Genomic DNA, 23,256 nt, shown 5'->3' on the forward strand with positions numbered 1-23,256 from the left:
TTGCGCTTTCGATAGTCGATAACGCTTAACTTGGCAATGATTGCCGCCCTGTTTAGTCTTGCCGATTGGTCAGATCGGCAATGACCTGCGCCCATAGCTCGGGCGGCTGCGCGCCGGGCACGGCATGGGTGTTGGCCACGATGAAGGTCGGCACCGAATTCACCCCCATCTTGCGGCTGTGCGCGTCGCGGTCGCGGATGTCCTGCGCATCGACATCGGATTTCAGCAGGCGGGTGACCACGGCGGCGTCCATCTCGATACTGTCGGCGATATCGGCCAGCACTTCGGCGTCGCCGATGTCGCGGGCATCGACGAAATAGGCTTTGAAAAGGGCAGAGACGGCGGCGGTCTGGCGGCCTTCGATCCCGGCCCAATGGATCAGGCGGTGCGCATCCAGCGTGTTGGGCGTGCGCTGCATGGCCTCGAAGTTGATCTTCAGCCCGGCCTTTTCGGCATGTTCCACAACCGGTGCATAGGCGCGCACGGCCCCCTCTTTGCCGCCGAACTTAGCCTCAAGATAGGCGCGGCGGTCCATGCCTTCGCGCGGCATCTCGGGGTTTAGCTGGAACGGGTGCCATTCGATGGCAAAGGGGTGGTCGGGGTGGTCTTGCAGCGCGCGGTCCAGATGCGCCTTGCCGATGTAGCACCACGGGCAGATCGGGTCGGACATGATATCGAGTTTGATTGCTTCGGCCATGCTGCGCCCCATCTATTGCTGCGCAATGGGCATAGCGGGCCGGGGCCGGTATCGCAAGCGGGCGGCGTTGCAAGCGCCCCGGGGCGCGGCTATAGCAGGTCCATGACAGATACACCGCCCCGTTCCATGATCCAGATCGCCCGCGAAAGCGGCGCGAGTGAGACTGCGCCGCCGGTCGACCTTGGTGCAAGGGTGCGCGAGTTGCGCAAGGCGCGCAATTGGACGCTGGAACAGGCGGCGCGGCAGGCGGGGCTGGCGCGCTCCACGCTGAGCAAGATCGAGAACGGGTTGATGTCGCCCACCTATGACGCGCTGAAAAAGCTCGCTGTGGGGCTGGAGATCACCGTGCCGCAGCTTTTCACCCCGCCCGCGGGCGAAAAGATCACGGGCCGCATGGCGGTGACCCGCGCCGAGGAAGGCGCGCCCAAGGCCACGGGCACCTACGAGCATGTGCTGCTGGCCGATGCCCTGCGCAAAAAGCAGATGCTGCCCTACCGCGCCCGCATTCGCGCCCGCCGGATGGAGGAATTCGACGGCTGGGTGCGCCACGACGGGGAAGAGTTCCTCTATGTGCTGACCGGTATGGTGCGGCTCTTCACCGAGTTCTACGAGCCCGTCGACATGCGCCGGGGCGATAGCGCCTATTACGACGCTACCATGGGGCATAACGTGGTCTCGCTCAGCGATGAGGATGCGACGATCCTCTGGGTGACCTCACTGGTCTGACCCCTCCGCCGGTTCCCACCACCAGACCTCGGGCATGAAGTTCGGCCCATCGCCGTAAAGCGGGATCGTCTCGGGGTAGGCCATGCGCGCGTCATGGGCGATCAGCCCCTCGTCGAATTGCCAGAAGGGAATGACATAGCGGCCTGCCGTCAGGATCCGGTCGAGCGCGCGGGTGGCGGCCACAAAATCCGCCGTTTCGCGGGCCTGCAGCATCCGGTCGATCATCGCATCCACTGCCGGAGAGCGCACACCCATGAGGTTGCGCGTGCCGGGCAGATCGGCGGCCTCCGACCCCCAGTAGAAACGCTGCTCCGTACCGGGGCTGAGCGACAGGGCGCGGCGGAAAGTCGTCATGTCGAAATCATAGCTGTTCTGCCGCGCGACGAATTGCGCATCATCCACGGTTTCGATCTCGGCCGTGATGCCAAGCCGCTTGAGAGCCTGCGTGTAAAGCTCTGCAATTGCTAGGTTTTCACGGCTCCCCTTAGACAGGAGAATGGTAAAGGTCAGCGGCGTGCCGTCGCCCCGGCGCATGACGCCACCTTCGGCCTCATAGCCTGCGGCATTCAGCTGCTGCATCGCGGCGCGAATGCCTGCGCGATTGCGGGCAGAGCCGTCGCCCACCGGCAGCCGATAGCCATCCACCGTCCCGGGCGGCAGCGTGTCGGCGTAATCGGCCAGCAAATCGAACACCCGCCCCGACGCCGGACCGTCGCGCATGGCAAGATCGGAGTTCGAGAAATAAGAGGTGATCCGGGGCAGGGTGCCGCCGGTCAAGGTCTCGTTGATATACTCGAAATTGAAGGCCGAGATCAGCGCATCGCGCACCCGCCAATCGTCGAAAGGCGCGCGGCGGGCGTTCATGACAAAACCGGTCATGCCGGAAGGTTTGCTATGCGGGAAGGTCGATTTCATCACCTCGCCCCGGGTGATCGCGGGGAAGTCGTATTGCCTGGCCCAAGTCTCGGCGTTGAATTCGCGCACGGCTGAGATTTGACCGGCCTTGAAGGCTTCGAACAGCACATTGGCATCGCCGTAGAAGTCGATCTTCACCTGATCGTAGTTATGCGTGCCTTGGCGAAAGGGCACCTCTGCGCCCCAGTAATCGGGGTTGCGCGTCAGCGTAACATGGCGACCCGCCTGATAGTCGGTGATGGTATAAGGGCCGCTGCCCAAGGGGATTTCGGACAGGGGGGCATTGGCAAAGTCCTGCCCCTCCCATTGCGCTTTGCTGAGGATGGGGCGCATCCCGGCGAGCAGGGCAAGCTCGCGGTTGTCGCTGTTGAAAGTCATCCGCAGGCTGCGCGGGCCGGTCTGTTCGATGCTGTCGATCTGCTGGCGCAGCCCGTGGTAGCGGGGATGGCCTTCGGTGCCGAGCAGATCGAAAGAAAAGATCACATCCTCGACGGTGACGGGCGTGCCATCGGAAAACCGCGCCTCTTCGCGCAGGGTGAATGCCACCCAAGAGCGGTCCTCGGGCACTTCGATCGTTTCGGCCAGCAGACCGTAAAGCGCGAAGGGTTCATCCCAGGACCGCCCCATCAAAGTCTCATGGGTGAAATGCGGCAATTGCCAAGGCGCGGTGCCCTTGCGGACAAAAGGGTTGAGGCTGTCGAATCCCCCGGTATTGCCCAGAACGATCTCGCCCCCCTTGGGGGCATCGGGGTTCACGTAAGGAAGGGCGTCAAAATCGGCCGGCAGAGCAGGTTCGCCATACATGGCGATTCCATGTTGCGGGGCGGCCCATGCCGCGCCCGAGAGCAGAATCAGTGAAGAAAGGGCCGCAACGCCCCGTGCTTTCGAGAAAAATTCCCAGCTCATTTTTGAAACAATCACGATCTGCCCTTATTTTGTTGGAGTTATTCCATACCCGCGGATTCTCGCCTTATCAAACTTTTAGCTTGGATTGTGAGCGTGAAAGGCGTATACAGAGGTCACTGCTCGATAGGTTTCTTGCCTGTATGAAACCTGCCTCAATAACTTACGCCCGCCTCGCGCGGGCGTTTTTTTTGGCCAATTTTCACCGACCCTTAAGCTCCTTCGCGCAAACCCTTTCCCTTTGGCGCGCGCGCAGTACATGATGCAGGCGCAGCATGAACAAGGAGACGCGCCATGGCTTTCACCATCGACCTGTCCGGCAAGACAGCCGTCATCACGGGATCGAATTCTGGAATCGGACTTGGCATCGCCTGGGAATTGGGGCGGGCCGGGGCCGATATCGTGTTGAACTCTTTTACCGATGACGAGGCGGATCATGCGCTGGCGCAGGAGATTGCGCAGACATGCAACGTAACGGCCCGATACATCAAGGCCGACATGTCCAAGGGGGCGGACTGTCGGCGTTTGATTGCCGAAGCCGGGGTCTGCGATATCTTGGTGAACAATGCAGGCATCCAGCATGTCGCGCCAATCCCTGAGTTTCCAACCGAAAAATGGGACGCGATCATCGCGATCAACCTGTCGTCGGCCTTTCACACCACCGCCGAGGCGTTGCCAATGATGCGCGCGGCGGGCTGGGGCCGGGTGATCAATATCGCTTCGGCCCATGGTCTGACCGCATCGCCCTATAAATCCGCCTATATCGCCGCGAAACACGGGATTGTCGGCCTCAGCAAGACCACCGCGCTTGAGACGGCGAAAGACCCGATCACCTGCAACGCGATTTGCCCCGGCTATGTGCTGACCCCGATCGTCGAGAAACAGATTCCCGACACGATGAAGGAATATGGCATGAGCCGCGAAGAGGTGATCGAACAGGTCATGCTCACCCGGCAGCCGTCGCGCGAATTCGCCACTGTTGAGCAGATGGGCGGCACGGCGACCTTCCTATGCTCGGATGCAGCGGCCCAGATCACCGGCACGACGATCAGTGTCGATGGCGGCTGGACGGCGTTGTAAGCGCCGTGGCGGTCAAGAAACGCATTAACCTTGCCCTCCAAGGGGGCGGCGCCCATGGCGCTTTTACTTGGGGGGTGCTCGACCGGCTGTTGCAGCAGGACGATCTGGACATCTGCGGGATCTCGGGCACTTCGGCGGGGGCGCTGAACGGCGCGGCCTTGAAATCGGGGATGATCGCAGGCGGGCGCGAGGGCGCGCGCGAAAATCTTGATTGGCTATGGGCGCAGGTCTCGGGCATTTCGGACCTGCGGCTGTCGCATTGGCTGGCGCCCTTCGGTTTGGATAAGCTCAGTCAGGCGATGGAATATAGCCTGCCGATGGCGATATCGGATTCGCTGACGCGGGTTGTGTCGCCCTATGCCTACGGCCCGTTCTATCGCAATCCGCTCGAAGATGTCGTGGCGCGGTTCGACTATGGCAAGGTGGGCGCGCATAGGCCGCCGTTCTTTTTCGTCTGCGCCACACGGGTCCGCAACGGCAAGATCCGGGTCTTCGAGGGGGATGAGATCGGGCCAGATGCCTTGCTCGCCTCGGCCTGCCTGCCGACGATCTTTAAGGCGGTCGAGATTGACGATGCCCAGACCGGCCAGCGCGAGGCGTTTTGGGACGGGGGCTATACCGGCAACCCGGCGCTGTTTCCGCTGTTCCGAGACGATCTGCCCGAAGATATCGTGGTGGTGAACATCAATCCGCTTGACCGCGAAGACCTTCCGGTCACGCGCCAGCAAATCCAAAACCGCATCAATGAGATCAGTTTCAATTCTAGCCTTCTGCGCGAGATGCGGGCGATTGACTTCGTGCAAAGGCTAATTGCGGATGGCACCCTGCCGGAGGGGCGGATGAAGCGGGTGCACATGCATATGATCGCCGATGACGCGCTGATGGCGCAGTTGTCGGTGGCGACGAAGCTGATGCCCAACCCGGCGGTGATCCGCGCGCTGCATGAGGCAGGCGTGGCGGCGGCAGACCGGTTTCTTGAGGATCACTTCGACGACCTGAACCAGCGCAGCAGCGTCGATCTACCGGCGATGTTTGGCTGAGTTTTCAGGGTCCGACAGCGCCAGCGCCTCGGGCAGATCGGCACCGGGGCGCGGCGGATAGACCAGCCCAGCAGAGATCACCAGCTTCGCCGCGTCTTCGACGCTCATGTCGAGTTCGATCACATCCTCCCGCGGCAGGAACAGCAAAAAGCCCGAGGTTGGGTTCGGCGTGGTCGGCAGAAAGACCGAGAGCATCTCGCCGCCCGCGTTGGTGCGGGCCAAGACCTCTCCCTTCGCCTCGGTCGAGATGAAGCCAAGCGCCCAGATGCCGCGCCGGGGGTATTCGATTAGGCAGGCGGTCTCGAAGCTCCGCTCGGACTGGGCGAAGATTGTCTCGGAAATCTGTTTGATGCCGGAATAAATCGTCCGCACGACGGGGGTGCGTTCCACCAGACTTTCGGCGAAGCGGATCATCGAACGGCCGATCAACCCTTTCGCGGCCCAGCCCACCATGACGGTGAAGATCAGAAAGATCACCACCCCAAGGCCGCGCACGTTGAACTGCATCGACGGGTCGAGGCCCAAGAAATCCTGGAGCAGCCGGTCAGGATGGTAGGCTTTGGGCACCAATGGCAGCACGAAACCGTCGATCCAGCCGACCACGCTCCAGATCAGCCAGATGGTCAGCCCGACAGGCGCAATCACGACCAGACCGGTCAGGAAAGACGCGCGCAGCCTTGCGACAAGGCTGCGCCGAACCTGCGTTGGATCGGGATCAAAAGGTGTGTTCATCTGCGCCGTTTTCCGAAGAGTTAATCGCATCATAGCTAAGGCGTATGCCCCGGCCCGGCAATGGCTCCGCGGTGTTTTTCGCCTTTAACGCGGCAGGTTGACGAGGTTTGCGGCGATCTTTGCCCCCAGCCGGGCATTGTTGCGCACCAATGCGATATTGGCGGTGAGCGACCGGCCCTCGGTCAGCTCGAAGATGCGTTGCAACAAGAAGGGGGTCACGCCCTTGCCATGGACCCCTTGCGCATCCGCCTCGGACTGGGCCTGCGCGATGATCGGGGCGAGTTCGGCGGCGGGGATTTCCTCTGCTGCGGGGATCGGGTTGGCCACCAACTGGCCGCCGGGCAGCCCCATGGCAGCGCGGGTGCGGTGGGCTTTGGCGAGGGCTGCGGCGTCATCGAGGCGCAGCGGCGATTGCAGGTCAGAGCCTGCGCTCCAGAAGGCGGGGAAGCTGTCTTGGCCCACGGTGATGACCGGCACGCCTTGGGTTTCCAGCACCTCCAGCGTCTTCGGCACGTCAAGGATCGCCTTGGCCCCTGCTGCGATGACGGTGACGGGGGTTTGGGCCAGTTCCATGAGATCGGCGGAGATGTCAAAGCTGTCTTCCGCGCCCTTATGCACGCCGCCGATGCCGCCGGTGGCAAAGACTTCGATGCCCGCAAGATTGGCGGCGATCATGGTGGCGGCGACGGTGGTGGCACCTGTCCCGCCCGAGGCGATGCAGACGGCCATATCGGCGCGGGAGAGTTTGGCCACGTCCTTGGCTTGAGCCAGATCGCTCAGTTGGTCATCGTCCAGACCGATGTGCAGCGCGCCGCGGATCACGGCGATTGTGGCGGGCACGGCGCCTGCGTCGCGGATGTCCTGTTCGACCTGCCGCGCCACTTCGAGGTTTTGCGGATAGGGCATGCCATGGGTGATGATGGTGCTTTCCAAGGCCACGATCGGCGCGCCGCTTTCGCGGGCCTTGGCCACCTCGGCGCTGAAGGTGAGGGGCAGGGCGGATGTGGCGGTGGTCATATCTTGGTCTCTCCGGAAACGTAAAGGGCGGCGGCATCGAGTGCTGCCTTGAGGGCGGATTGCGCAATAGCACCGCCAAGTTCAGCAGCCACATGGGCCGCCATGAATGTATCGCCTGCACCCGTGACCCGCGCGACATGGACCTGTGGCGGGGTAAGGGTGATGATCTCGTCGCCTTGGCCCACGGTGGCGGGATTGCCGCCGTCGGTCACCACGGCGCGGCGCGCGCCACGGGCCAGCAGGGCGCGGGCGGCGGTGGGGGAATCGTCAAAGCTTGATTGGCAGAGCAACCCTGCCTCTTCGAGGTTCACATAAAGCGTGCCGCGCCCCGCCTTTAGGAAGGGCGTCAGCCGTAGCGCCTTGCCGGGAGAGGCGGGCGCGACGCGCAGGTCGGCCTTTGCCAAGAGCGGGCTTTGGGCCATGCGGGCCAGCAGTTCGACGGTCAGGTTGCCATCGAGCGCCACAGCCCCTTCGTAGGGGCTGGGCAGGCTGCCATCCTCCAGCGGGCGCAAGATCTTGTCGCCCGCAGCCTCCAGCGAATGGGCATCGGCAATCGCGGCGATCAACCCGTTGGAGCCTTCGACGGCCATGTAACGGTCGGTCGGCAGATCGTCAGAGCGGTAGACGTGATCGGTGACCAGCCCGCGCAGGGCGCAGGCGGCGATCAACTCATCCCCTTCGGCATCGCGCCCCACAGCGGAAAGCAGCGCGGGCGTCAGCCCAAAGCGCGCCAGCGCCATGCCGATGTTCAGCGCCACGCCGCCGGGCAGGCGGGTGATCCGCCCCGGCATGTCGGAGCCTTGGCGCATGGCGTTTTCAGAGCGGCCGATCACGTCCCACAGGACGGAGCCGATGCAAAGGATGTCAGCTGTCTTGGTCATGCGGCGCTTCTAGCCGCCAAATCTCCCCCCGCGCAAGCGGCGTTATTGTAGTACCGCGAATGTCAGCGCCGCCCAGAGCGTTTCCCAGACCGGTTGATCGGGGTCGTAGCCCGCGCCGGTCTGCGCTTCTGCCGCCGGGCGCAGCACCACCGCGTCAAAAAGGTATTCATGGCCCGCAGTGACCGGAACCAGTGCTTCCCCCGCCGCATCGGTGCGGTGGCGGGTGATGGTCACGCTGTTATCCGGCGCGCGGTCGAACACTTCGATCTGGGCGTTGGAGCGGGGGGCGCCTTGATAGAGGAGTGCCACTTTCATCTCACCCGCGAAATCTGCGTCATAGGGATTCGTCAGCGCCACGAACTCGGTCGCCATGCCGGTGGGCGCATCCTGCCCCGTGCCCGCGCCGAGGGCGATCAGTGTTTTCACGTGGCGGGTGTAGCTTTCGACGACCTTCTCGGTCGACCAGCCGTTCGCGCGGTGATCGCTCTCGGCCTTGGGGAAGTCCTTATGCGCCGCGAAACGGAGGAACTTGTCGAAGTCCTCATAGGTCACTTTGGACGGTGTCGTTTCGGCCACCGCCACGATCAGCGCATCACCTTCGGGCGCGGGGAGCGTCAGGGCAGGGTTGTCGCCCGCGCGCGGCGAGAGCGCGACCTCTCGCCCGCCGATCTTGACCTCGAAACGCGTGAGCCGGTTGGGCAGATAGGGAAAGGCCGTGCCGATAAACTCCTCACCATTGCGAAAATGCGCCGCGATCTTTTCACCGCTTTCCACTTGATAGTTCACCGGCGACAGCCAGTATTCATGTGCAAAGGCAGGCGCTGCCGATAAGATACTGAAAATAATAGCGGACAACTGGGACAGTTTCATGAAGAGAACTTTCATTTTGTTGAGATCCAAGCTGGCGTTGCTGTGGCTGTTGTCAAGCGCGTTGCTGCTTTCCTTGGGCGCGGCAGCGCAGGCGCATGAGGTCAAACCCACGATCGCGGATTTGACCGTGGCCGATGGGCGGGCGGTGCTGACGCTGAACATCAACCTCGAAGCGCTCTTGGCGGGCATCGACCTCGATACCGTCGAAGACACCGACAATGCCGAGAATGCAGGCGATTACGATGCCCTGCGCAGTCTGCCCGCCGGGCGCATCGCCGCCCGCGCGGCCGGGCTTTTGCCGAAGTGGAACAGCCTGCCGCTGCTCAGCGTAGATGGCACCGCCGTCCCGTTAAAGAGTGTGACGGTCGAGGTGCCCGAAGGGGTCGACGGCGAACTGCCGCGCGACAGCCAGTGGCGGCTGGAGGGCGCGGTGCCTGCGGGGGCGGCACAGGTTCAGGTGACATGGCCGGATGGCGCGGGCGCGCTGGTCCTGCGCCAGCAAGGGGTGGAGGATCCCTATACCGGCTATCTCTCGGGCGGTGAAACCAGCCCCGAAATCGCCCTTGCGGGCGGTGATGCCGAAACTGGCTGGCAGGCCTTCGTCAGCTACATCCCGGTCGGTTTCGATCACATCCTGCCCAAAGGGTTGGATCACATCCTATTCGTTTTGGGCCTGTTCTTTCTGTCGACCCGTCTGCGGCCTTTGATCTGGCAGGTCAGCGCCTTCACGCTGGCCCATACGGTCACGCTGGCGCTTGGGGCTTTGGGCTGGGTCAACGTGCCCGGTGCCATCGTCGAGCCGCTGATCGCCGCCTCGATCACCTATGTCGCGGTCGAGAATATCTTTCACTCCGCCTTAAACCGCTGGCGCCCCTTGGTGATCTTTGGCTTTGGGCTGTTGCACGGGCTTGGGTTTGCCTCGGTGCTGGGGGACTTCGGCCTGCCTGCGGGGCAATTCGTGCCCGCGCTCATCGGCTTCAATATTGGGGTGGAACTGGGCCAGCTGGCAGTAATCGCCATCGCCTTCGTATTGGTCGGCTGGGCGATGAATCGCGACTGGTATCGCCGCGCCATCGCGGTCCCCGCCTCTTGCATCATCGCGGCGGTCGGGGCCTATTGGTTCATCGAACGGGTGTTTCTGTAAGCGAGCGGGCAGCCCTTGAGCGGGCTGCCCCAAGGGCCGCTTAGCCCTGCATGGCGGCGATCAGGGTGGCGAGTTCGGCCACCGGATCGTCCTTGTCCCAAATCTCGGTGCCGATGCCGAAAAAGTCGGTCCGGGAGGCGAGATCGCGGATCATGTTGATGTCGAGTGCGCCTTCGGCGACGACGGGCACTTCGATCACTTCGGACCACCACTGAAACAAGTCGGCCTCGGCAAAGCTTCCATCGCCAAGGGCGCTGGCTTGGGTCGGGCCGAAGCTGATGTAGTCCGCCCCGGCTTCGCCTGCCGCCATCCCCTCATGCCGCGATGTGCCGCAAAAGGCGCCGACGATGGCATCTTCGCCCAGTTCTTTGCGGGCATGGCGCACGGTGCGGGCGGCATCGCTCAGGTGCACGCCGTCAAGGCCGAGCTTCTCGACCAGCAGCAGGTGATCCGTGATCACCAAGGCCACATCGCGCGCATGGGTCACCTCGCGCAGCGCGTCACCGGCGCGGGCAAGGCGGTCTTCGTCGCGGGTCGAAAGTGCCATGCGCACACAGGCGACCGGATGGGCGTCGAGCACGGCGGCGAGTTGCGCGGGGAATTGGCTCAGCTCAACTTCGGGTGGGGTGATAAGGTAAATCTGCGGCTGTTCTGGCGCGTCCATGGTCACTGTCCTTAATCGGGTCTGCGGCCCTGCTCGGGTCTGGAGGTCTGACTAGCGCAAGGCGCTGCAAAAGAAAACGGATATGCGTGTGTCGCGCGGGCTTTCTTGCGGTGCTGCGGCGCAGGGGCTATGAGGCGCGCATGACAGAGACATCCTCCTCCCCCGTTCAGCCCGCGCCGATCCCGGCCATCGTGCTGGTCCGCCCCCAGATGGGCGAGAACATCGGCGCCGCGGCGCGTGCCATGTGGAATTTCGGCCTTGATCACATGCGGGTCGTGGCCCCGCGCGACGGGTGGCCGAGCCAATCCGCCGTGGCCATGGCCTCGGGCGCGGGGCGGCTGTTGGACGAGGCGCAGCATTGCGCCGATCTGCCCGAAGCGCTCGGCGATTGCGATTTCACCTTTGCCACCACGGCGCGCAGCCGAGACCTGACCAAACCAGTCTACAGCCCCGAAGCCGCGATGCGGCTGGCGGCAGAGAAAATCGCGGCGGGCCAACGGGTTGCAGTGCTGTTCGGGCCGGAACGGGCAGGGCTTGAGAATGAGGACATCGCACAGGCCAATGCCATCGTCTCGGTCCCGGTGAACCCCAAGTTCGCCTCTCTCAACCTCGCGCAATGCGTTTTGTTGATGTCCTATGAATGGATGCGGGCACAGGGCGAGGTGACCCATGAGGTGGTCGAGATGGCGGGCACCGATTGGGCCAAGGGGGCCGAGGTCGACCATCTGGCGCGGCATTACGAGGAGCAGTTGACCGAGGCCGGGTTCTTCTTCCCCGAGCATAAGGTCGCCTCGATGAAGCTTAACCTGCGCAACATGTGGTCGCGGATGCCGCTCACGCGGGCGGATGTGCAGATGCTGCATGGCATCCTGCGGCAAATGGTCCGTTGGAAGGAGAAAGGCTGAGCGACGGAGGGCCAGCGCCTGCCCGTGGGGTGGCGACCCTGAAGGTTTTTCAGCCACTTTATGGTGCAGCATCAATGCTTTGCCGCAGTGTTGCGCCTGTCCTTGCCAAATCGCCTCCCCGTGGGGCGGGCAGGCGATGGCCCGGCGCCTTCGGCTTGATTCCGGGCCGGGGTTGGCGGCGCATCCGGCAACATAACCCACCCCGCTAGACCTTTCCCCGCCCATGTCATACCACTCTGTCCAAACGGAAAAAGAGGCGCGCCATGGCGGAGAAACGCAAACTGTTCGAAGAGGTCGGAGCCGACCAACCCAGCCGTCCCCCGGTGCAAACCGGCACGATCGACAAGGGCCGGGGCGGGGCGCGCGGGCCGATCCGGGTCTGGCTGATGATCCTCTTTGCGCTGGTCTTTGTCATGATCGCCGTAGGCGGGCTGACGCGGCTGACCGACTCCGGCCTTAGCATTACGGAATGGCGCCCGGTGACCGGAGCCCTGCCGCCAATGAACGAGGCCGATTGGCAAGCGGAATTCGAAAAATACCAACAGATTGATGAGTTTCAGGTCCAGAATTCTTGGATGGAACTCTCTGATTTCAAAAGCATTTACTGGTGGGAATGGGGGCATCGGCAGCTTGGCCGGGTGATCGGCCTTGTCTGGGTCTTGGGCTTTTTCTATTTCCTCCTGCGCCGCCAAATACCTGTCGGCTGGACCAAACGGCTGCTCTTTATCGGCGCATTGGGTGGCGCGCAGGGGGCGATTGGCTGGTGGATGGTCGCCTCGGGCGTGACCAGCGGGCAGGGGGTGACGGACGTGGCCTCTTACCGTTTGGCGACGCATCTGGGGCTGGCCTTTGTCATCCTCGGTTTCATCACTTGGTATGTGCTCTTGCTGGGCCGCAGCGAACGCGATCTAATGCAAGCCCGCCGCGCCAAGGAGGCCAAGCAATTCGGCATGGCTACGGGTCTGTTGCATTTCGCCGCAGTGCAAATCCTGCTGGGCGCCCTGGTCGCAGGGATTGACGCGGGGCGTTATTTCGTCGACTGGCCGCTGATGCAGGGGCAGTTCTTCCCGCCCGAGGCATTCGACATCACGCCGACATGGCGGAATTTCTTTGAGAATCCGGGACTGGTGCAATTCATGCACCGGATGGCGGGCTATCTGCTTTTCGCTTTCGGGGTCGTCGTCTGGCTGCGCGGTCGCCGCTCGGCCCATGCCCGGACGCGTTTTGCTTTCAACGCCGTGATGGCGGCACTGTTTTTGCAGGTGGTTCTGGGCATCACCACCGTGCTTTATGCCGCGCCCGTGCATCTGGCGCTCGCGCATCAGGCGCTGGCCGTACTGCTCTGGGTGCTGATCCTGCGTGCGCGTTTCCTTGCGGCCTATCCTGTCGCCACATCGCTGAGAGGCTGAGACATGACTGCATATGACGATTTGATGGCTTTTCAGCACGACACCGAGGCGCTGGCGCAGGTCGCGGGCCGTTTGGGCTGGGATCAGGAAACGGTCATGCCCCGGGGTGCGGCCCCGCAGCGGGCCGAGGAGATGGCGGCGATGGAAAGCGTTCTGCACGCCCGCCGCATCGACCCACGCATCGCGGATTGGCTGGCCCAGATCGAGCCCGCGGCGTTGGATGCGGTCGGGCAGGCGAACCTGCGCCACATCAAGCGCGACTTTGATCGTGCCACCCGCGTGCCCGCCGATCTGGCGGCGCGCATCGCCCGCGTCACCTCCGCCGCCCAAGGCACTTGGGCCGAGGCCCGCGCCGCCGATGATTTCGCGGCTTTCGCTCCTACTTTGAAAGAAGTGATCGCGCTTAAACGCGAAGAGGGGGCCGCGTTGGCCGAAGGGCGCGAAATCGGGATTTACGACGCCATGCTTGAGGATTACGAGCCCGGCACCACGGCGGCGGACCTTGAAGCCATGTTTGGCGCGTTGCGGCCAAAACTCTCCGAACTGCGCGCCGCCGTCCGCGATGCCGAAGCGCCGCCGGTGTTGGATGGGGTCTTTGACGAAGCAGCACAGATGACCCTCACCGCCAAACTGGCGCGGCGTTTTGGCTATGATCTGGCCACCGGACGCATCGACAAGGCGGTGCATCCCTTCTCCTCCGGGTCGGGGCTGGACGTGCGGATCACCACGCGAACCAATGCTCTCGACCCGTTCAATTGCTTCTACTCCACCGTGCATGAGGTCGGCCATGCGGCCTATGAGCAGGGGATCGACAGCGCCTATCTGCTGACGCCTTTGGGCCGGGGCGTGTCGATGGGGGTGCATGAAAGCCAAAGCCGCATCTACGAAAACCAGATCGGCCGCAGCCGCGCCTTCACCGGGTGGCTCTATGGTGAGATGACGGCGGTCTATGGCGATTTCGGCGTGCCGGATGCCGAGACCTTCTACCGGATCGTCAACCGCGTGTCGGATGGTTTCATTCGGACCGAGGCGGATGAGCTTCAGTATAATCTTCATGTTCTGCTGCGTTTCGATCTTGAGCGGGCGCTGATGTCGGGCAACCTCCAGGTCGATGGGTTGGAAGCGGCATGGAACGATCGCTTTGAGGCTGATTTCGGCTATCCGGTCGACCGCCCTTCAAACGGCGTATTGCAGGACGTGCATTGGTCCGTCGGGCTTCTGGGCTATTTCCCGACCTATAGCCTCGGCAATGTCTATGCCGGTTGCCTTCACGAGGCATTGCGGGAGGCCGTACCCGATCTCGACGAGGCTTTGGCGAGAGGGGACACGAGCGCGGCCACAGGTTGGCTGCGTGAAAACGTGCAAAAGCATGGGGGACTCTATGAGCCCCGTGAGGTAATCACCCGCGCTTGCGGAAAGCCGCCGACTGAAGCGCCGTTGCTGACCTATCTGGAAAATAAGTTCAAGGAACTGTATGGAATTTAGGCAGCTAAGGTGGGGAACAATTGCCCTATCACGGTGTTGCTTAAACGAAGGGCATCGCTATAATTCCTAACCATAGCTTAATATTTCGCCTTTGCGCCGGATAAGATTATATGCGATGCTGCGGTGAGTTTAATTTTTGACGAGATATAGGAGTACCTAGACATGAAAATTCTTGCAACGGTGGCGGCAACTATCGCTCTTTCGGGTGCTGCTTTCGCCCAAACTACGTCTCAAGCGGCGGTTCTTGGGGCGTCTGACGATCCGGTCTATTCGCTTCAGGTTCAGGGCGCCAACGGCGTGATCTACAACTGCAAGCCTAACCCCGTCATGGTTGACGGCAACACTGCGCGTGTTTGCAAGCCTGCCGCAGCGGGCGCTGGTCTTTTCGCAGCGGGTGCTGGCCTTGGTGGTGGTGCAGCAGCCGCTGGTGCCGCGCTGGTTCTGGTTGCGGTTGCAGCCGCAGGGTCGTCTTCTTCGACCACGACTACCAACTAATTTCCTAACGGAAGTTTAAGATTGGAAAATCCCCCGCGCGGATGGCGCGGGGGATTTTTTATGGTTCAAGGATATCTCGAAAAACATCCCCCCCAAAGCATATGCAGGGGGCGGGCGCGGGGGGGGCGCCGATCACCCGGCGGCGCTGTCACCCTCGGCTTCATCCTCTTCGTTGCCTTGATCGGCGATCCAGGCCACGCTGACGACTTCTTCGTTCTTGCCGGTGCTGAACACTTTCACACCCCCTGCGCTGCGTGAGCGGAAAGAGATGCCTTCGACCGGCACGCGGATCGACTGGCCTTTGGAGGTTGCCAGCATCACCTGGTCGGACATTTCCACCGGGAAACAGGCGACGATGGGGCCGTGGGCCATGGCCTTGGTCCATGCGGTCACGCCCATGCCTCCGCGGCCCCTCACGGGGTAGTCATGGGCGGAGGAAACCTTGCCCGCGCCCTTGGCGGTGATCGTCAGGATCAGATCTTCGGCGGCGGACATTTCGGCATAACGCTCGGTGCTGAGCTGTCCGGCTTGAACCTGCTCTTCCTCGTCATCGCTGCTGTCGTCGTCGGTCAGCCCCGCCATCAGACGGCGCTGTTTGAGATAGGCGACACGCTCTTCCGAACTCGCTTCGAAATGGCGGATCACAGACATGGAGACAAGGTTGTCGCCTTCGCCCAGACGGATGCCGCGTACACCGACGGAGTTGCGCGAGTTGAACACCCGCACATCGGTCGCCGGGAAGCGGATCGCACGGCCCGCGTCGGTGACCAGCATCACGTCATCATCGTTCGAGGCGATGCGCGCGTTGATCAGCGTGGTGCCCTCATGCTCGCCTTCGAATTTCATGGCGATCTTGCCGTTCGCCTTCACATTGGTGAAGTCCGACAGTTTGTTGCGCCGCACCGTTCCGGCAGAGGTGGCAAAGATCACCTGAAGATCGTCCCATTCCTTTTCGTCCCGGTCCACGGGCATGATTGCGGCGATGGAGACGCCGGTGGGGATGGGCAGGATGTTGACGATGGCCTTGCCCTTGGCGGTGCGCGCGCCCTGCGGCAGGCGCCATGTCTTCAGTTTGTAGACCATCCCGTCGGTGGTGAAGAACAAAAGCTGCGTATGTGTGTTGGCGACGAAAAGGTTGGTGACGACATCCTCTTCCTTGGTTTGCATGCCCGAAACACCCTTGCCGCCGCGGCGCTGCGCGCGGAAATCGGCCAAGGGCGTGCGCTTGATATAGCCGCCGGAGGTGACGGTCACGACCATCTCCTCGCGGGCGATCAGGTCTTCGTCGTCCATGTCGCCCGACCAGTCAACGATCTCGGTCCGGCGCGGCACGGCGAATTGGTCGCGCACCTCGCGCAGTTCGTCGGAAATAATGCCGAGGATACGCTCGCGGCTCCCGAGGATCTCGAGGTATTCTTTGATCTTACCCGCCAGTTCTTCCAGCTCGTCGGTCACTTCCTTGACGCCGATCTGCGTGAGGCGCTGTAGCCGCAGTTCCAGAATGGCGCGGGCCTGTGCTTCGGAAAGGTTGTAGGTGCCGTCATCGTTCGCCGTATGGGTCGGGTCGTCGATGAGCGCGATATAGGGCAGGATGTCCTCGGCGGGCCAGCGCCGGGTCATCAACTTCTCGCGCGCCTCGGCGGCATCGGCAGAAGAACGGATGGTGGCCACGACCTCATCGATATTGGTGACGGCGACCGCGAGACCGCAGAGGATATGGCTGCGCTCGCGCGCCTTGCGCAGCAGGTAAGCGGTGCGGCGCGCCACGACATCTTCGCGGAAGTCGATGAAGTAGCTGAGGAATTTCCGCAAGGTCAGCTGTTCGGGCCGGCCGCCGTTGAGCGCCAGCATGTTGCAGCCGAAATAGGTCTGCATCGGCGTGAAGCGGTAAAGCTGGTTCATCACCACTTCGGCGGTGGCGTCGCGTTTGAGTTCGATCACCACGCGTACGCCGTTGCGGTCGCTTTCGTCCTGAACGTGGGCGATGCCTTCGATCTTCTTCTCGCGAACCTGTTCGGCGATCTTTTCGATCATCGTGGCTTTGTTGACCTGATAGGGAATCTCGTCGATGACGATGGCCCAGCGGTCTTTGCGGATTTCCTCGACCCGGGTCTTGGCGCGGATCACCACGCTGCCGCGGCCCTCGAGATAGGCTTTGCGCGCGCCGGAGCGGCCCAGCATGATGCCGCCCGTCGGAAAGTCGGGGCCGGGGACATAGTCGATAAGTTGTTCCGAGGTCAGGTCCGGATCGTCGATCAGCGCGAGGCAGGCATCCACCACCTCGCCGAGGTTGTGCGGCGGGATGTTGGTCGCCATGCCGACGGCGATGCCGCCCGCGCCATTGACCAGCATGTTGGGAAAGCGCGCGGGCAGAACCGTGGGTTCCTGCTGCTTGCCGTCGTAGTTGTCTTGAAAATCGACGGTTTCCTTGTCGATATCGGCCAGCAGGTAGGCGGCGGGCTTGTCCATGCGCACTTCGGTGTAGCGCATCGCCGCCGGGTTATCGCCGTCCATCGAGCCGAAGTTGCCCTGACCGTCCAAAAGCGGCAGCGACATGGAGAAGTCCTGCGCCATCCGCACCAGTGCGTCGTAGATCGCAGAGTCGCCGTGCGGGTGGTACTGGCCCATCACGTCGCCCACCGGACGGGCGGACTTGCGGTAGGGTTTTTCATGCGTGTTGCCGGTCTCATGCATTGCGTAGAGGATGCGGCGGTGAACCGGTTTCAGACCGTCGCGCAGGTCGGGAATCGCGCGGCTGACGATCACGGACATCGCGTAGTCCAGATAGGACGTGCGCATCTCGTGTTCGATGGTCACCGACGGCCCGTGAAAGATGGGTTTTTCGTCTGCGTTTTCAGGGGTATCCGGCGTATCGGTCACGTATCTTGCCCACCATTTTTATGGTTCTATATCTTGGGGTTTTCTATAGCAGACGGGGCATATCAGGTGCAATGGCTGTGGCCGAAACGCACTGGCAGCACTCGGAGTGAAGTGCCAACACACTGTTTTCATTGAAAAGTAATTCCGACCGCGCAAACTTGTTCTACAGAGGCAGCAAGGGAGGCGCAACATGCCCCGCAGTGAAACCGAATTGATGCTGAAAGGTTACGGGCTGACCACGGCAGAGTTCTTTTACCACATGCCCGATTATAGCCATGTGCTGAACAGTTATATCTGGCAGGAATACGACATCGCACCGGACCATCCGCGTCTGTTCGAATTCGTCGAATTCTGGCGCGCGGAGTTGGACGGCCCGCTGCATTCGGTCCGTTTCACCCACCGCAAGCTGATCGGCCCCGGCGAATGGCAAAACCAAGTGGGTGAATTCACGCTACATTGAGTCTGCAGGCCGAAGGGCAGGGGCGTCAGCCCGAACAGCTCGCCCCGCCCAAAACGCAGAACTTCGCGCAGTGCGGGTGGTTCAGAGCCACGTCGCGTTCCGCCTCTGCCAAGGTGGTGCCGAGTTCAAACTCAGGGTCGTAGGGCAGAAGCGTGCAGGCCAGCACGGCGGGCTTCTCGGCTCCCTTGCGTTTGATCACCATACGGGAGGAGGCACACATCACAGCGTCGGGGGACTTGTCCAAAATGCCCCAACAGGCGGTGGTGATTTCGGGCACCTCGACGGCCTCGTCCATCTCGGGGAAAAGGACGGTCATGGCCGGGTCTTGCGCGTCGATGTCAAAGCCGTGTTCGGCGTAGAAGGCGGCATAGCCCGCGCGGCTGTCGGCATCGCTGTCGGCAAAGATCGACCGCCCCGCCACGGCCATGCGAAAGCCGTTGTCGCGCAGCCATTCCATGCCGATCAGGGTCTTGTCGAAGGCACCTGTCCCACGTTCCGCATCATGCAGGTCGCGGCGGTAGTGGTCGACGGAGATGCGGAAGGTCATCTTGCCGGGATAGCTCTCCTGTAGCCGCAAAAGCCCCTTTTGCACCGATTTGCGCATCATCGGACGCATGGCATTGGTCAGGATCAGCACCTCATACCCGCGCTCTAGCGAGGCTTCGGTGATCTCGATCATCTGGGGGTTCATGAAGGGCTCGCCGCCGGTGAAGGCGATCTCGCGCACCGGCCAGTTTCGCTCCTCGATCTGGTCGAGATAGTCGCGCACCTCATCCGCGGTGATATAGACCAGCGCGTCGTTCTTGGGGCTGGAGGCGATATAGCAGTTCACGCATTCGATGTTGCACAGGGTGCCTGTGTTGAACCAAAGCGTTTCCGCCCCGCGCAGGGCCACGGTGGCGCGGGGTTCCCCCTTGGCGGTGACCGCCGGGTTCTGGAACTTGCCCTCGTTTGCTTGCGCAATATCTTTCATGATTGTTCCTTGCGTGATCCCGTGTGTTCCTGTTGTGGTAAGCTATTGCGGCGCACCCTAAAAGTCCAAGCACCGGGGCGCACAGTCTTGTGATGTAGGGAAAAATAAGTATGTTTGCGCTAACTCTGCCATTCTGCCCGGACAAGGAATAATTAATGGTTTCCCGTGTTATCCCTGTCGACCCCTTCGATCTTGTCATCTTTGGCGGCACTGGCGATCTGGCCCGGCGCAAGATTTTGCCGGGGCTATACCGGCGGTATTGCGCGGGGCAAATGCCCGAAGAGGCGCGGATCATTGGCGCTGCGCGTACCGAGATGGACGCCGCAGGCTACCGCGCGATGGTGGCTGAAGCGATCGAAGAGTTCGGCGGCAAGGACGCTTGCGACAACCTCGACGCCTTTCTGGCCAAGCTTCACTATGTCGCCATCGACGCACGCGGCGAGACCGGCTGGGCCGAGTTGCAAGAACTCATGTCCGGTAAGGACCGGATCGAGGTCTATTATTTCTCCGTCGCGCCGGGGCTTTTCGGCGATCTGGCCGAACGGTTGCAGCAATGGGGCATGGCGGGGGAGGAATGTCGCATTGTGGTGGAGAAACCCCTTGGCCGCGATCTGGAGAGTGCGCGCGCCCTCAACGCGACACTGGCGACCTTTTTCAAAGAACAGCAGATCTACCGGATCGACCACTACCTCGGCAAAGAGACGGTGCAGAACCTCATGGCGGTGCGCTTTGGCAATATGCTGTTCGAGCCATTGTGGAACCGCCAATACGTCGACCACATCCAGATCACCGTGGCCGAGACGGTGGGCGTAGGCGGGCGTGGCGAGTACTACGACAAATCCGGCGCGATGCGGGACATGGTGCAGAACCACCTGATGCAACTCTTGTGCCTGATCGCCATGGAGCCGCCCGCGCGTTTCGACCCCGATGCGGTGCGCGACGAAAAGCTGAAAGTGATCCGCGCGATCGACCCGGTGCTGCCGCATCATCTGGTGCGTGGGCAGTATGAGGCCGAAGAAGGCAATGAGGAAGACGCCCCCAGCTACCGCGATGCCGTCGGCAACCCGCGTTCGCGGACCGAGAGTTTCGTGGCGTTGAAGGCCCATATCAGCAACTGGCGCTGGCATGGAACGCCGTTCTATCTGCGCACCGGCAAGCGCATGGTGGCGCGGTCGAGCGAGATCACGGTGGTCTTCAAAGACACGCCGCATTCGATTTTTGCCGAAGATGCAGGCCGCCATCGCAACGTGCTGTCGATCCGTTTGCAGCCGAACGAGGGCATCACCCTTGGCGTGACGATCAAGGAACCGGGGCCGGGGGGCATGCGTCTGGTCGATGTGCCGCTCGACATGACATTTGCCGAAGCGCTTGGCCCCGATGGGGGCGATCAGGTCGATGCCTATGAGCGGCTTATCATGGACGTGATCCGGGGCAACCAGACATTGTTCATGCGCGACGACGAGGTCGAGGCCGCCTGGGCCTGGACCGATCCGATCATCCAAGGTTGGGAGGCCCGTCACGACGTGCCCAAACCCTATGACAGCGGCTCGGCCGGGCCCACGGATGCGACAGAAATGATGCGGCGCGATGGCCGTGAATGGCGAAAGGTATCCCCATGAACATCATCGAATATGCGGACCGCGAAATGCTGGTGATGAATGTCGCCAACAAACTGGCAGGCAAGCTGAAATCGGCGCTTTCGGGTAATGAGCGCGTCTCCTTTGCCGTGCCGGGGGGCTCTACGCCCGGGCCGATCTTTGAGATGCTCAGCGCCACCGATCTGGATTGGGACCGGGTGGATGTGATGCTGACGGACGAGCGTTGGGTCGATGAGCATGATCCCCTGTCGAACGCGCGTCTGGTGCGCGAGCATCTGCTGAACGACCGCGCTGCGGCGGCCCAGTTCATCCCCTTCTTTCGCCCCGGGCTTTCCCCGGGCGAGGGGGCAGAGGCGGTGGCCCCCAGTCTGACGGATCATGTGCCGATCTCTGTCCTGCTGCTTGGCATGGGCGACGACATGCACACCGCCTCGCTTTTTCCCGGCGACCCCAGCCTGCCTGACGCTTTGGCCGCCGATGCGCCGCTTCTGTGCCCGGTCTATCCCGAGGGCCAGCCCACTGCGCGGGTCACGCTGCCGGCGCATGTGCTCGACGGGGCGCTGAACAAACATCTCGTGATTTTCGGGGATGAGAAACGCGCCGCGCTTGAGCGCGCGCAGGGGCTTTCCCCCGAAGAGGCGCCGATCGCAGCGGTGCTTGATGAAATCGAAGTTTACTGGGCGGCATGATGAACATTTGGCAAGACCTTCAAGAGCGGCAGAATGCCGTGGCGGAGCGCAAGATCACGGCATTGTTCGATGACCCGAACCGGGCCGAGGACTTCTCGCTGCGCACGCAGCATATGCTGTTCGACTACGCCAAGACCAATATCGACACCGAGACCCGTGCGGCGCTGTTGCAACTGGTCGAAAACGCCAAGGTCACCGAGCGGCGCGACGCGATGTTCGAGGGCGCGCCGATCAATGAGACCGAGGGCCGCGCGGTGCTCCACACTGCGCTGCGCAATCTCGATGGCGGGCCGGTGGAGGTCGCGGGCGAAGATGTCATGCCGCAGGTGCGCGACACGCTGGCGCGGATGCGCAGCTTTGCCGATCAGGTGCGCGGTGGCGACATCACGGATGTGGTCAACATTGGCATCGGCGGTTCTGACCTTGGCCCCGCCATGGCGACCCGCGCGCTGACACCCTATCACGATGGGCCGCGCTGCCACTTCGTCTCGAACGTCGATGGCGCGCATATCGCGGATACGCTGCGCGGGCTGGATGCCAAGAAAACGCTTGTGATCGTGGCATCCAAGACTTTCACCACCATCGAAACCATGACCAATGCACGCACGGCGCGGGCTTGGATGCGCGACCACGGCGGCGATCCGGCGTCGCGATTCGCAGCCCTCAGCACCGCTGATGACAAGACCGCCGAATTCGGGATCGACCCGGCTCGCGTTTTCGGTTTCGAGGATTGGGTCGGCGGGCGCTATTCCGTCTGGGGGCCGATTGGGCTTTCGCTGATGATCGCCATTGGCCCCAAGTCTTTCGACAGCTTCCTGCGCGGCGCGCAGGAGATGGACCGCCATTTCTGCGCCGCTGATCCGGCGGAGAATATGCCGATCCTTCTGGCGCTGGTGGGCATCTGGCACAATCAAATCTGCGGCCATGCCACCCGCGCGGTGCTGCCCTATGACCAACGGCTTGAGATGCTGCCCGATTACCTGCAACAGCTTGAGATGGAATCGAACGGTAAGGGCGTGCAGATGGACGGCACCGACAGCCCGCGCCACACCGGCCCGGTGGTCTGGGGGGCGGCGGGCACCAATGGGCAACACGCGTTCTATCAGTTGATCCACCAAGGCACACGGGTGATCCCTTGCGAGTTTCTGGTGGCGGCCAAGGGGCATGAGCCGGAGTTGCAGCACCACCACGATCTGCTCATTGCCAATTGCCTTGCCCAAGCCGAGGCGCTGATGCGCGGGCGGTCTTTGGACGAAGCGCGCGCCATCATGCGCGACGCAGGGCTTTCGGGCGACGCGCTTGAGCGCCAAGCGCGCCACCGTGTTTTCCCCGGCAACCGGCCCTCGACCACGCTGGCCTATGAAACGCTTGATCCCTTCACGCTGGGACAGATCATCGCACTCTATGAGCATCGCGTGTTCGTCGAAGGGGTGATCCTTGGCATTAACTCATTCGATCAATGGGGCGTGGAACTGGGCAAGGAACTGGCCAAATCGCTCCAACCGCTGGTCGAAGGTGAGGCCTCTGCCGAGGGGAAAGACGGCTCTACCGCCGGGCTGATCAGCTATATCCACCAGCACCGCGGCTAGGGCTGCCCTGAGACCGGGAACGAGGCATTGCGCGGGAGGCAGCCGCCTGCGCGGCGCCGTTGACCTGTCCGCCTGCGCCATTACGACTTGCCGGAGGGGAAGGC

The 23,256-nt window shown here is 62.5% G+C and carries 21 protein-coding genes; 12 read left to right on the forward strand and 9 right to left on the reverse strand.

Going from position 1 to position 23,256, the window contains the following annotated elements; translation table 11 throughout:
- Nucleotides 1–52 precede the first annotated feature (52 nt).
- On the reverse strand, nt 53–697 hold the full coding sequence (locus ACGYLC_RS09680) for a DsbA family oxidoreductase (RefSeq protein WP_394422794.1): 645 nt from the start codon (nt 695–697) through the stop codon (nt 53–55).
- Nucleotides 698–799: 102 nt separating this feature from the next.
- On the opposite strand from ACGYLC_RS09680, the gene ACGYLC_RS09685 reads away from it, so the two are divergent.
- Nucleotides 800–1,423 (forward strand): helix-turn-helix domain-containing protein, encoded by a 624-nt coding sequence (locus ACGYLC_RS09685; RefSeq protein WP_394402008.1) that lies wholly within the window; start codon nt 800–802, stop codon nt 1,421–1,423.
- Here the strand turns inward: ACGYLC_RS09685 and ACGYLC_RS09690 are convergent.
- Nucleotides 1,412–3,142: an extracellular solute-binding protein gene (locus ACGYLC_RS09690; RefSeq protein WP_394422795.1), complete on the reverse strand. Its 1,731-nt coding sequence runs from the start codon at nt 3,140–3,142 to the stop codon at nt 1,412–1,414. The genes ACGYLC_RS09685 and ACGYLC_RS09690 overlap by 12 nt on opposite strands.
- Before the next feature lie 393 nt (nt 3,143–3,535).
- On the opposite strand from ACGYLC_RS09690, the gene ACGYLC_RS09695 reads away from it, so the two are divergent.
- Together ACGYLC_RS09695 and ACGYLC_RS09700 are read left to right on the forward strand one after the other, a co-directional pair.
- Complete coding sequence (locus ACGYLC_RS09695) at nt 3,536–4,321, forward strand: 3-hydroxybutyrate dehydrogenase (protein ID WP_394422796.1); 786 nt, start codon at nt 3,536–3,538, stop codon at nt 4,319–4,321.
- Nucleotides 4,322–4,326: 5 nt separating this feature from the next.
- Nucleotides 4,327–5,361, forward strand: coding sequence for a patatin-like phospholipase family protein (locus ACGYLC_RS09700; protein WP_394422797.1), 1,035 nt, complete (start codon nt 4,327–4,329; stop codon nt 5,359–5,361).
- On the opposite strand, the gene ACGYLC_RS09705 is transcribed toward ACGYLC_RS09700, so the two are convergent.
- From ACGYLC_RS09705 to ACGYLC_RS09720, 4 genes are all read right to left on the reverse strand, one after another.
- Nucleotides 5,341–6,093, reverse strand: coding sequence for a DUF502 domain-containing protein (locus ACGYLC_RS09705; protein WP_394401999.1), 753 nt, complete (start codon nt 6,091–6,093; stop codon nt 5,341–5,343). The two genes, ACGYLC_RS09700 and ACGYLC_RS09705, sit on opposite strands and share 21 nt — an antisense overlap.
- Nucleotides 6,094–6,177: 84 nt before the next feature.
- On the reverse strand, nt 6,178–7,110 hold the full coding sequence (locus ACGYLC_RS09710) for a pseudouridine-5'-phosphate glycosidase (RefSeq protein ID WP_394401997.1): 933 nt from the start codon (nt 7,108–7,110) through the stop codon (nt 6,178–6,180).
- Nucleotides 7,107–7,991 carry a PfkB family carbohydrate kinase gene (locus ACGYLC_RS09715; protein WP_394422798.1) on the reverse strand — a complete coding sequence of 295 codons (885 nt, stop codon included), beginning with the start codon at nt 7,989–7,991 and terminating at the stop codon, nt 7,107–7,109. Before ACGYLC_RS09715 ends, ACGYLC_RS09710 begins: the two co-directional genes overlap by 4 nt.
- A gap of 42 nt (nt 7,992–8,033) precedes the next feature.
- Complete coding sequence (locus ACGYLC_RS09720; protein WP_394422799.1) at nt 8,034–8,876, reverse strand: DUF4198 domain-containing protein; 843 nt, start codon at nt 8,874–8,876, stop codon at nt 8,034–8,036.
- Here ACGYLC_RS09720 and ACGYLC_RS09725 point away from each other — a divergent pair.
- The gene (locus ACGYLC_RS09725) at nt 8,860–10,005 is read left to right on the forward strand and encodes a HupE/UreJ family protein (RefSeq protein ID WP_394422800.1); all 1,146 of its coding nucleotides are present in this window, start codon (nt 8,860–8,862) and stop codon (nt 10,003–10,005) included. The two genes, ACGYLC_RS09720 and ACGYLC_RS09725, sit on opposite strands and share 17 nt — an antisense overlap.
- A gap of 40 nt (nt 10,006–10,045) precedes the next feature.
- Here the strand turns inward: ACGYLC_RS09725 and ACGYLC_RS09730 are convergent, their stop codons facing one another.
- Entirely contained in the window at nt 10,046–10,669 is a 624-nt protein-coding gene (locus tag ACGYLC_RS09730; protein ID WP_394422801.1) for a thiamine phosphate synthase, read from the reverse strand.
- A gap of 140 nt (nt 10,670–10,809) precedes the next feature.
- Here ACGYLC_RS09730 and ACGYLC_RS09735 point away from each other — a divergent pair, with 140 nt between their 5' ends.
- The 4 genes from ACGYLC_RS09735 (at nt 10,810) to ACGYLC_RS09750 (ending at nt 14,963) form a co-directional block, all read left to right on the forward strand.
- Complete coding sequence (locus tag ACGYLC_RS09735) at nt 10,810–11,574, forward strand: RNA methyltransferase (RefSeq protein WP_322327805.1); 765 nt, start codon at nt 10,810–10,812, stop codon at nt 11,572–11,574.
- Nucleotides 11,575–11,837: 263 nt separating this feature from the next.
- Nucleotides 11,838–12,983 (forward strand): heme A synthase, encoded by a 1,146-nt coding sequence (ctaA, locus tag ACGYLC_RS09740; protein ID WP_394422802.1) that lies wholly within the window; start codon nt 11,838–11,840, stop codon nt 12,981–12,983.
- Nucleotides 12,984–12,986: 3 nt separating this feature from the next.
- Nucleotides 12,987–14,468 (forward strand): carboxypeptidase M32, encoded by a 1,482-nt coding sequence (locus tag ACGYLC_RS09745; RefSeq protein WP_394422803.1) that lies wholly within the window; start codon nt 12,987–12,989, stop codon nt 14,466–14,468.
- Between the two features lie 162 nt (nt 14,469–14,630).
- Nucleotides 14,631–14,963 carry a hypothetical protein gene (locus ACGYLC_RS09750; protein WP_394401983.1) on the forward strand — a complete coding sequence of 111 codons (333 nt, stop codon included), beginning with the start codon at nt 14,631–14,633 and terminating at the stop codon, nt 14,961–14,963.
- A gap of 132 nt (nt 14,964–15,095) precedes the next feature.
- Here the strand turns inward: ACGYLC_RS09750 and gyrA are convergent, their stop codons facing one another.
- Entirely contained in the window at nt 15,096–17,843 is a 2,748-nt protein-coding gene (gene gyrA / locus ACGYLC_RS09755; RefSeq protein ID WP_394422804.1) for a DNA gyrase subunit A, read from the reverse strand.
- Nucleotides 17,844–18,033: 190 nt separating this feature from the next.
- Here gyrA and ACGYLC_RS09760 point away from each other — a divergent pair, with 190 nt between their 5' ends.
- Nucleotides 18,034–18,303 carry an usg protein gene (locus ACGYLC_RS09760; RefSeq protein ID WP_394401979.1) on the forward strand — a complete coding sequence of 90 codons (270 nt, stop codon included), beginning with the start codon at nt 18,034–18,036 and terminating at the stop codon, nt 18,301–18,303.
- Between the two features lie 25 nt (nt 18,304–18,328).
- Here ACGYLC_RS09760 and ACGYLC_RS09765 read toward each other — a convergent pair whose 3' ends face one another.
- Nucleotides 18,329–19,276: a radical SAM protein gene (locus tag ACGYLC_RS09765; protein ID WP_394401977.1), complete on the reverse strand. Its 948-nt coding sequence runs from the start codon at nt 19,274–19,276 to the stop codon at nt 18,329–18,331.
- Nucleotides 19,277–19,431: 155 nt separating this feature from the next.
- Here ACGYLC_RS09765 and zwf point away from each other — a divergent pair, with 155 nt between their 5' ends.
- The 3 genes from zwf to pgi are packed head-to-tail and all read left to right on the forward strand — an operon-like array spanning nt 19,432 to nt 23,152.
- Nucleotides 19,432–20,895 carry a glucose-6-phosphate dehydrogenase gene (gene zwf / locus ACGYLC_RS09770; protein ID WP_394422805.1) on the forward strand — a complete coding sequence of 488 codons (1,464 nt, stop codon included), beginning with the start codon at nt 19,432–19,434 and terminating at the stop codon, nt 20,893–20,895.
- Nucleotides 20,892–21,563 carry a 6-phosphogluconolactonase gene (pgl, locus tag ACGYLC_RS09775; RefSeq protein WP_394422806.1) on the forward strand — a complete coding sequence of 224 codons (672 nt, stop codon included), beginning with the start codon at nt 20,892–20,894 and terminating at the stop codon, nt 21,561–21,563. Before zwf ends, pgl begins: the two co-directional genes overlap by 4 nt.
- Nucleotides 21,560–23,152 carry a glucose-6-phosphate isomerase gene (gene pgi / locus ACGYLC_RS09780; protein ID WP_394422807.1) on the forward strand — a complete coding sequence of 531 codons (1,593 nt, stop codon included), beginning with the start codon at nt 21,560–21,562 and terminating at the stop codon, nt 23,150–23,152. The genes pgl and pgi overlap by 4 nt, the downstream gene beginning before the upstream one ends.
- Nucleotides 23,153–23,256 lie beyond the last annotated feature (104 nt).

This window comes from Sulfitobacter sp. 1A12157, assembly GCF_043557345.1.
Classification (GTDB): domain Bacteria; phylum Pseudomonadota; class Alphaproteobacteria; order Rhodobacterales; family Rhodobacteraceae; genus Sulfitobacter.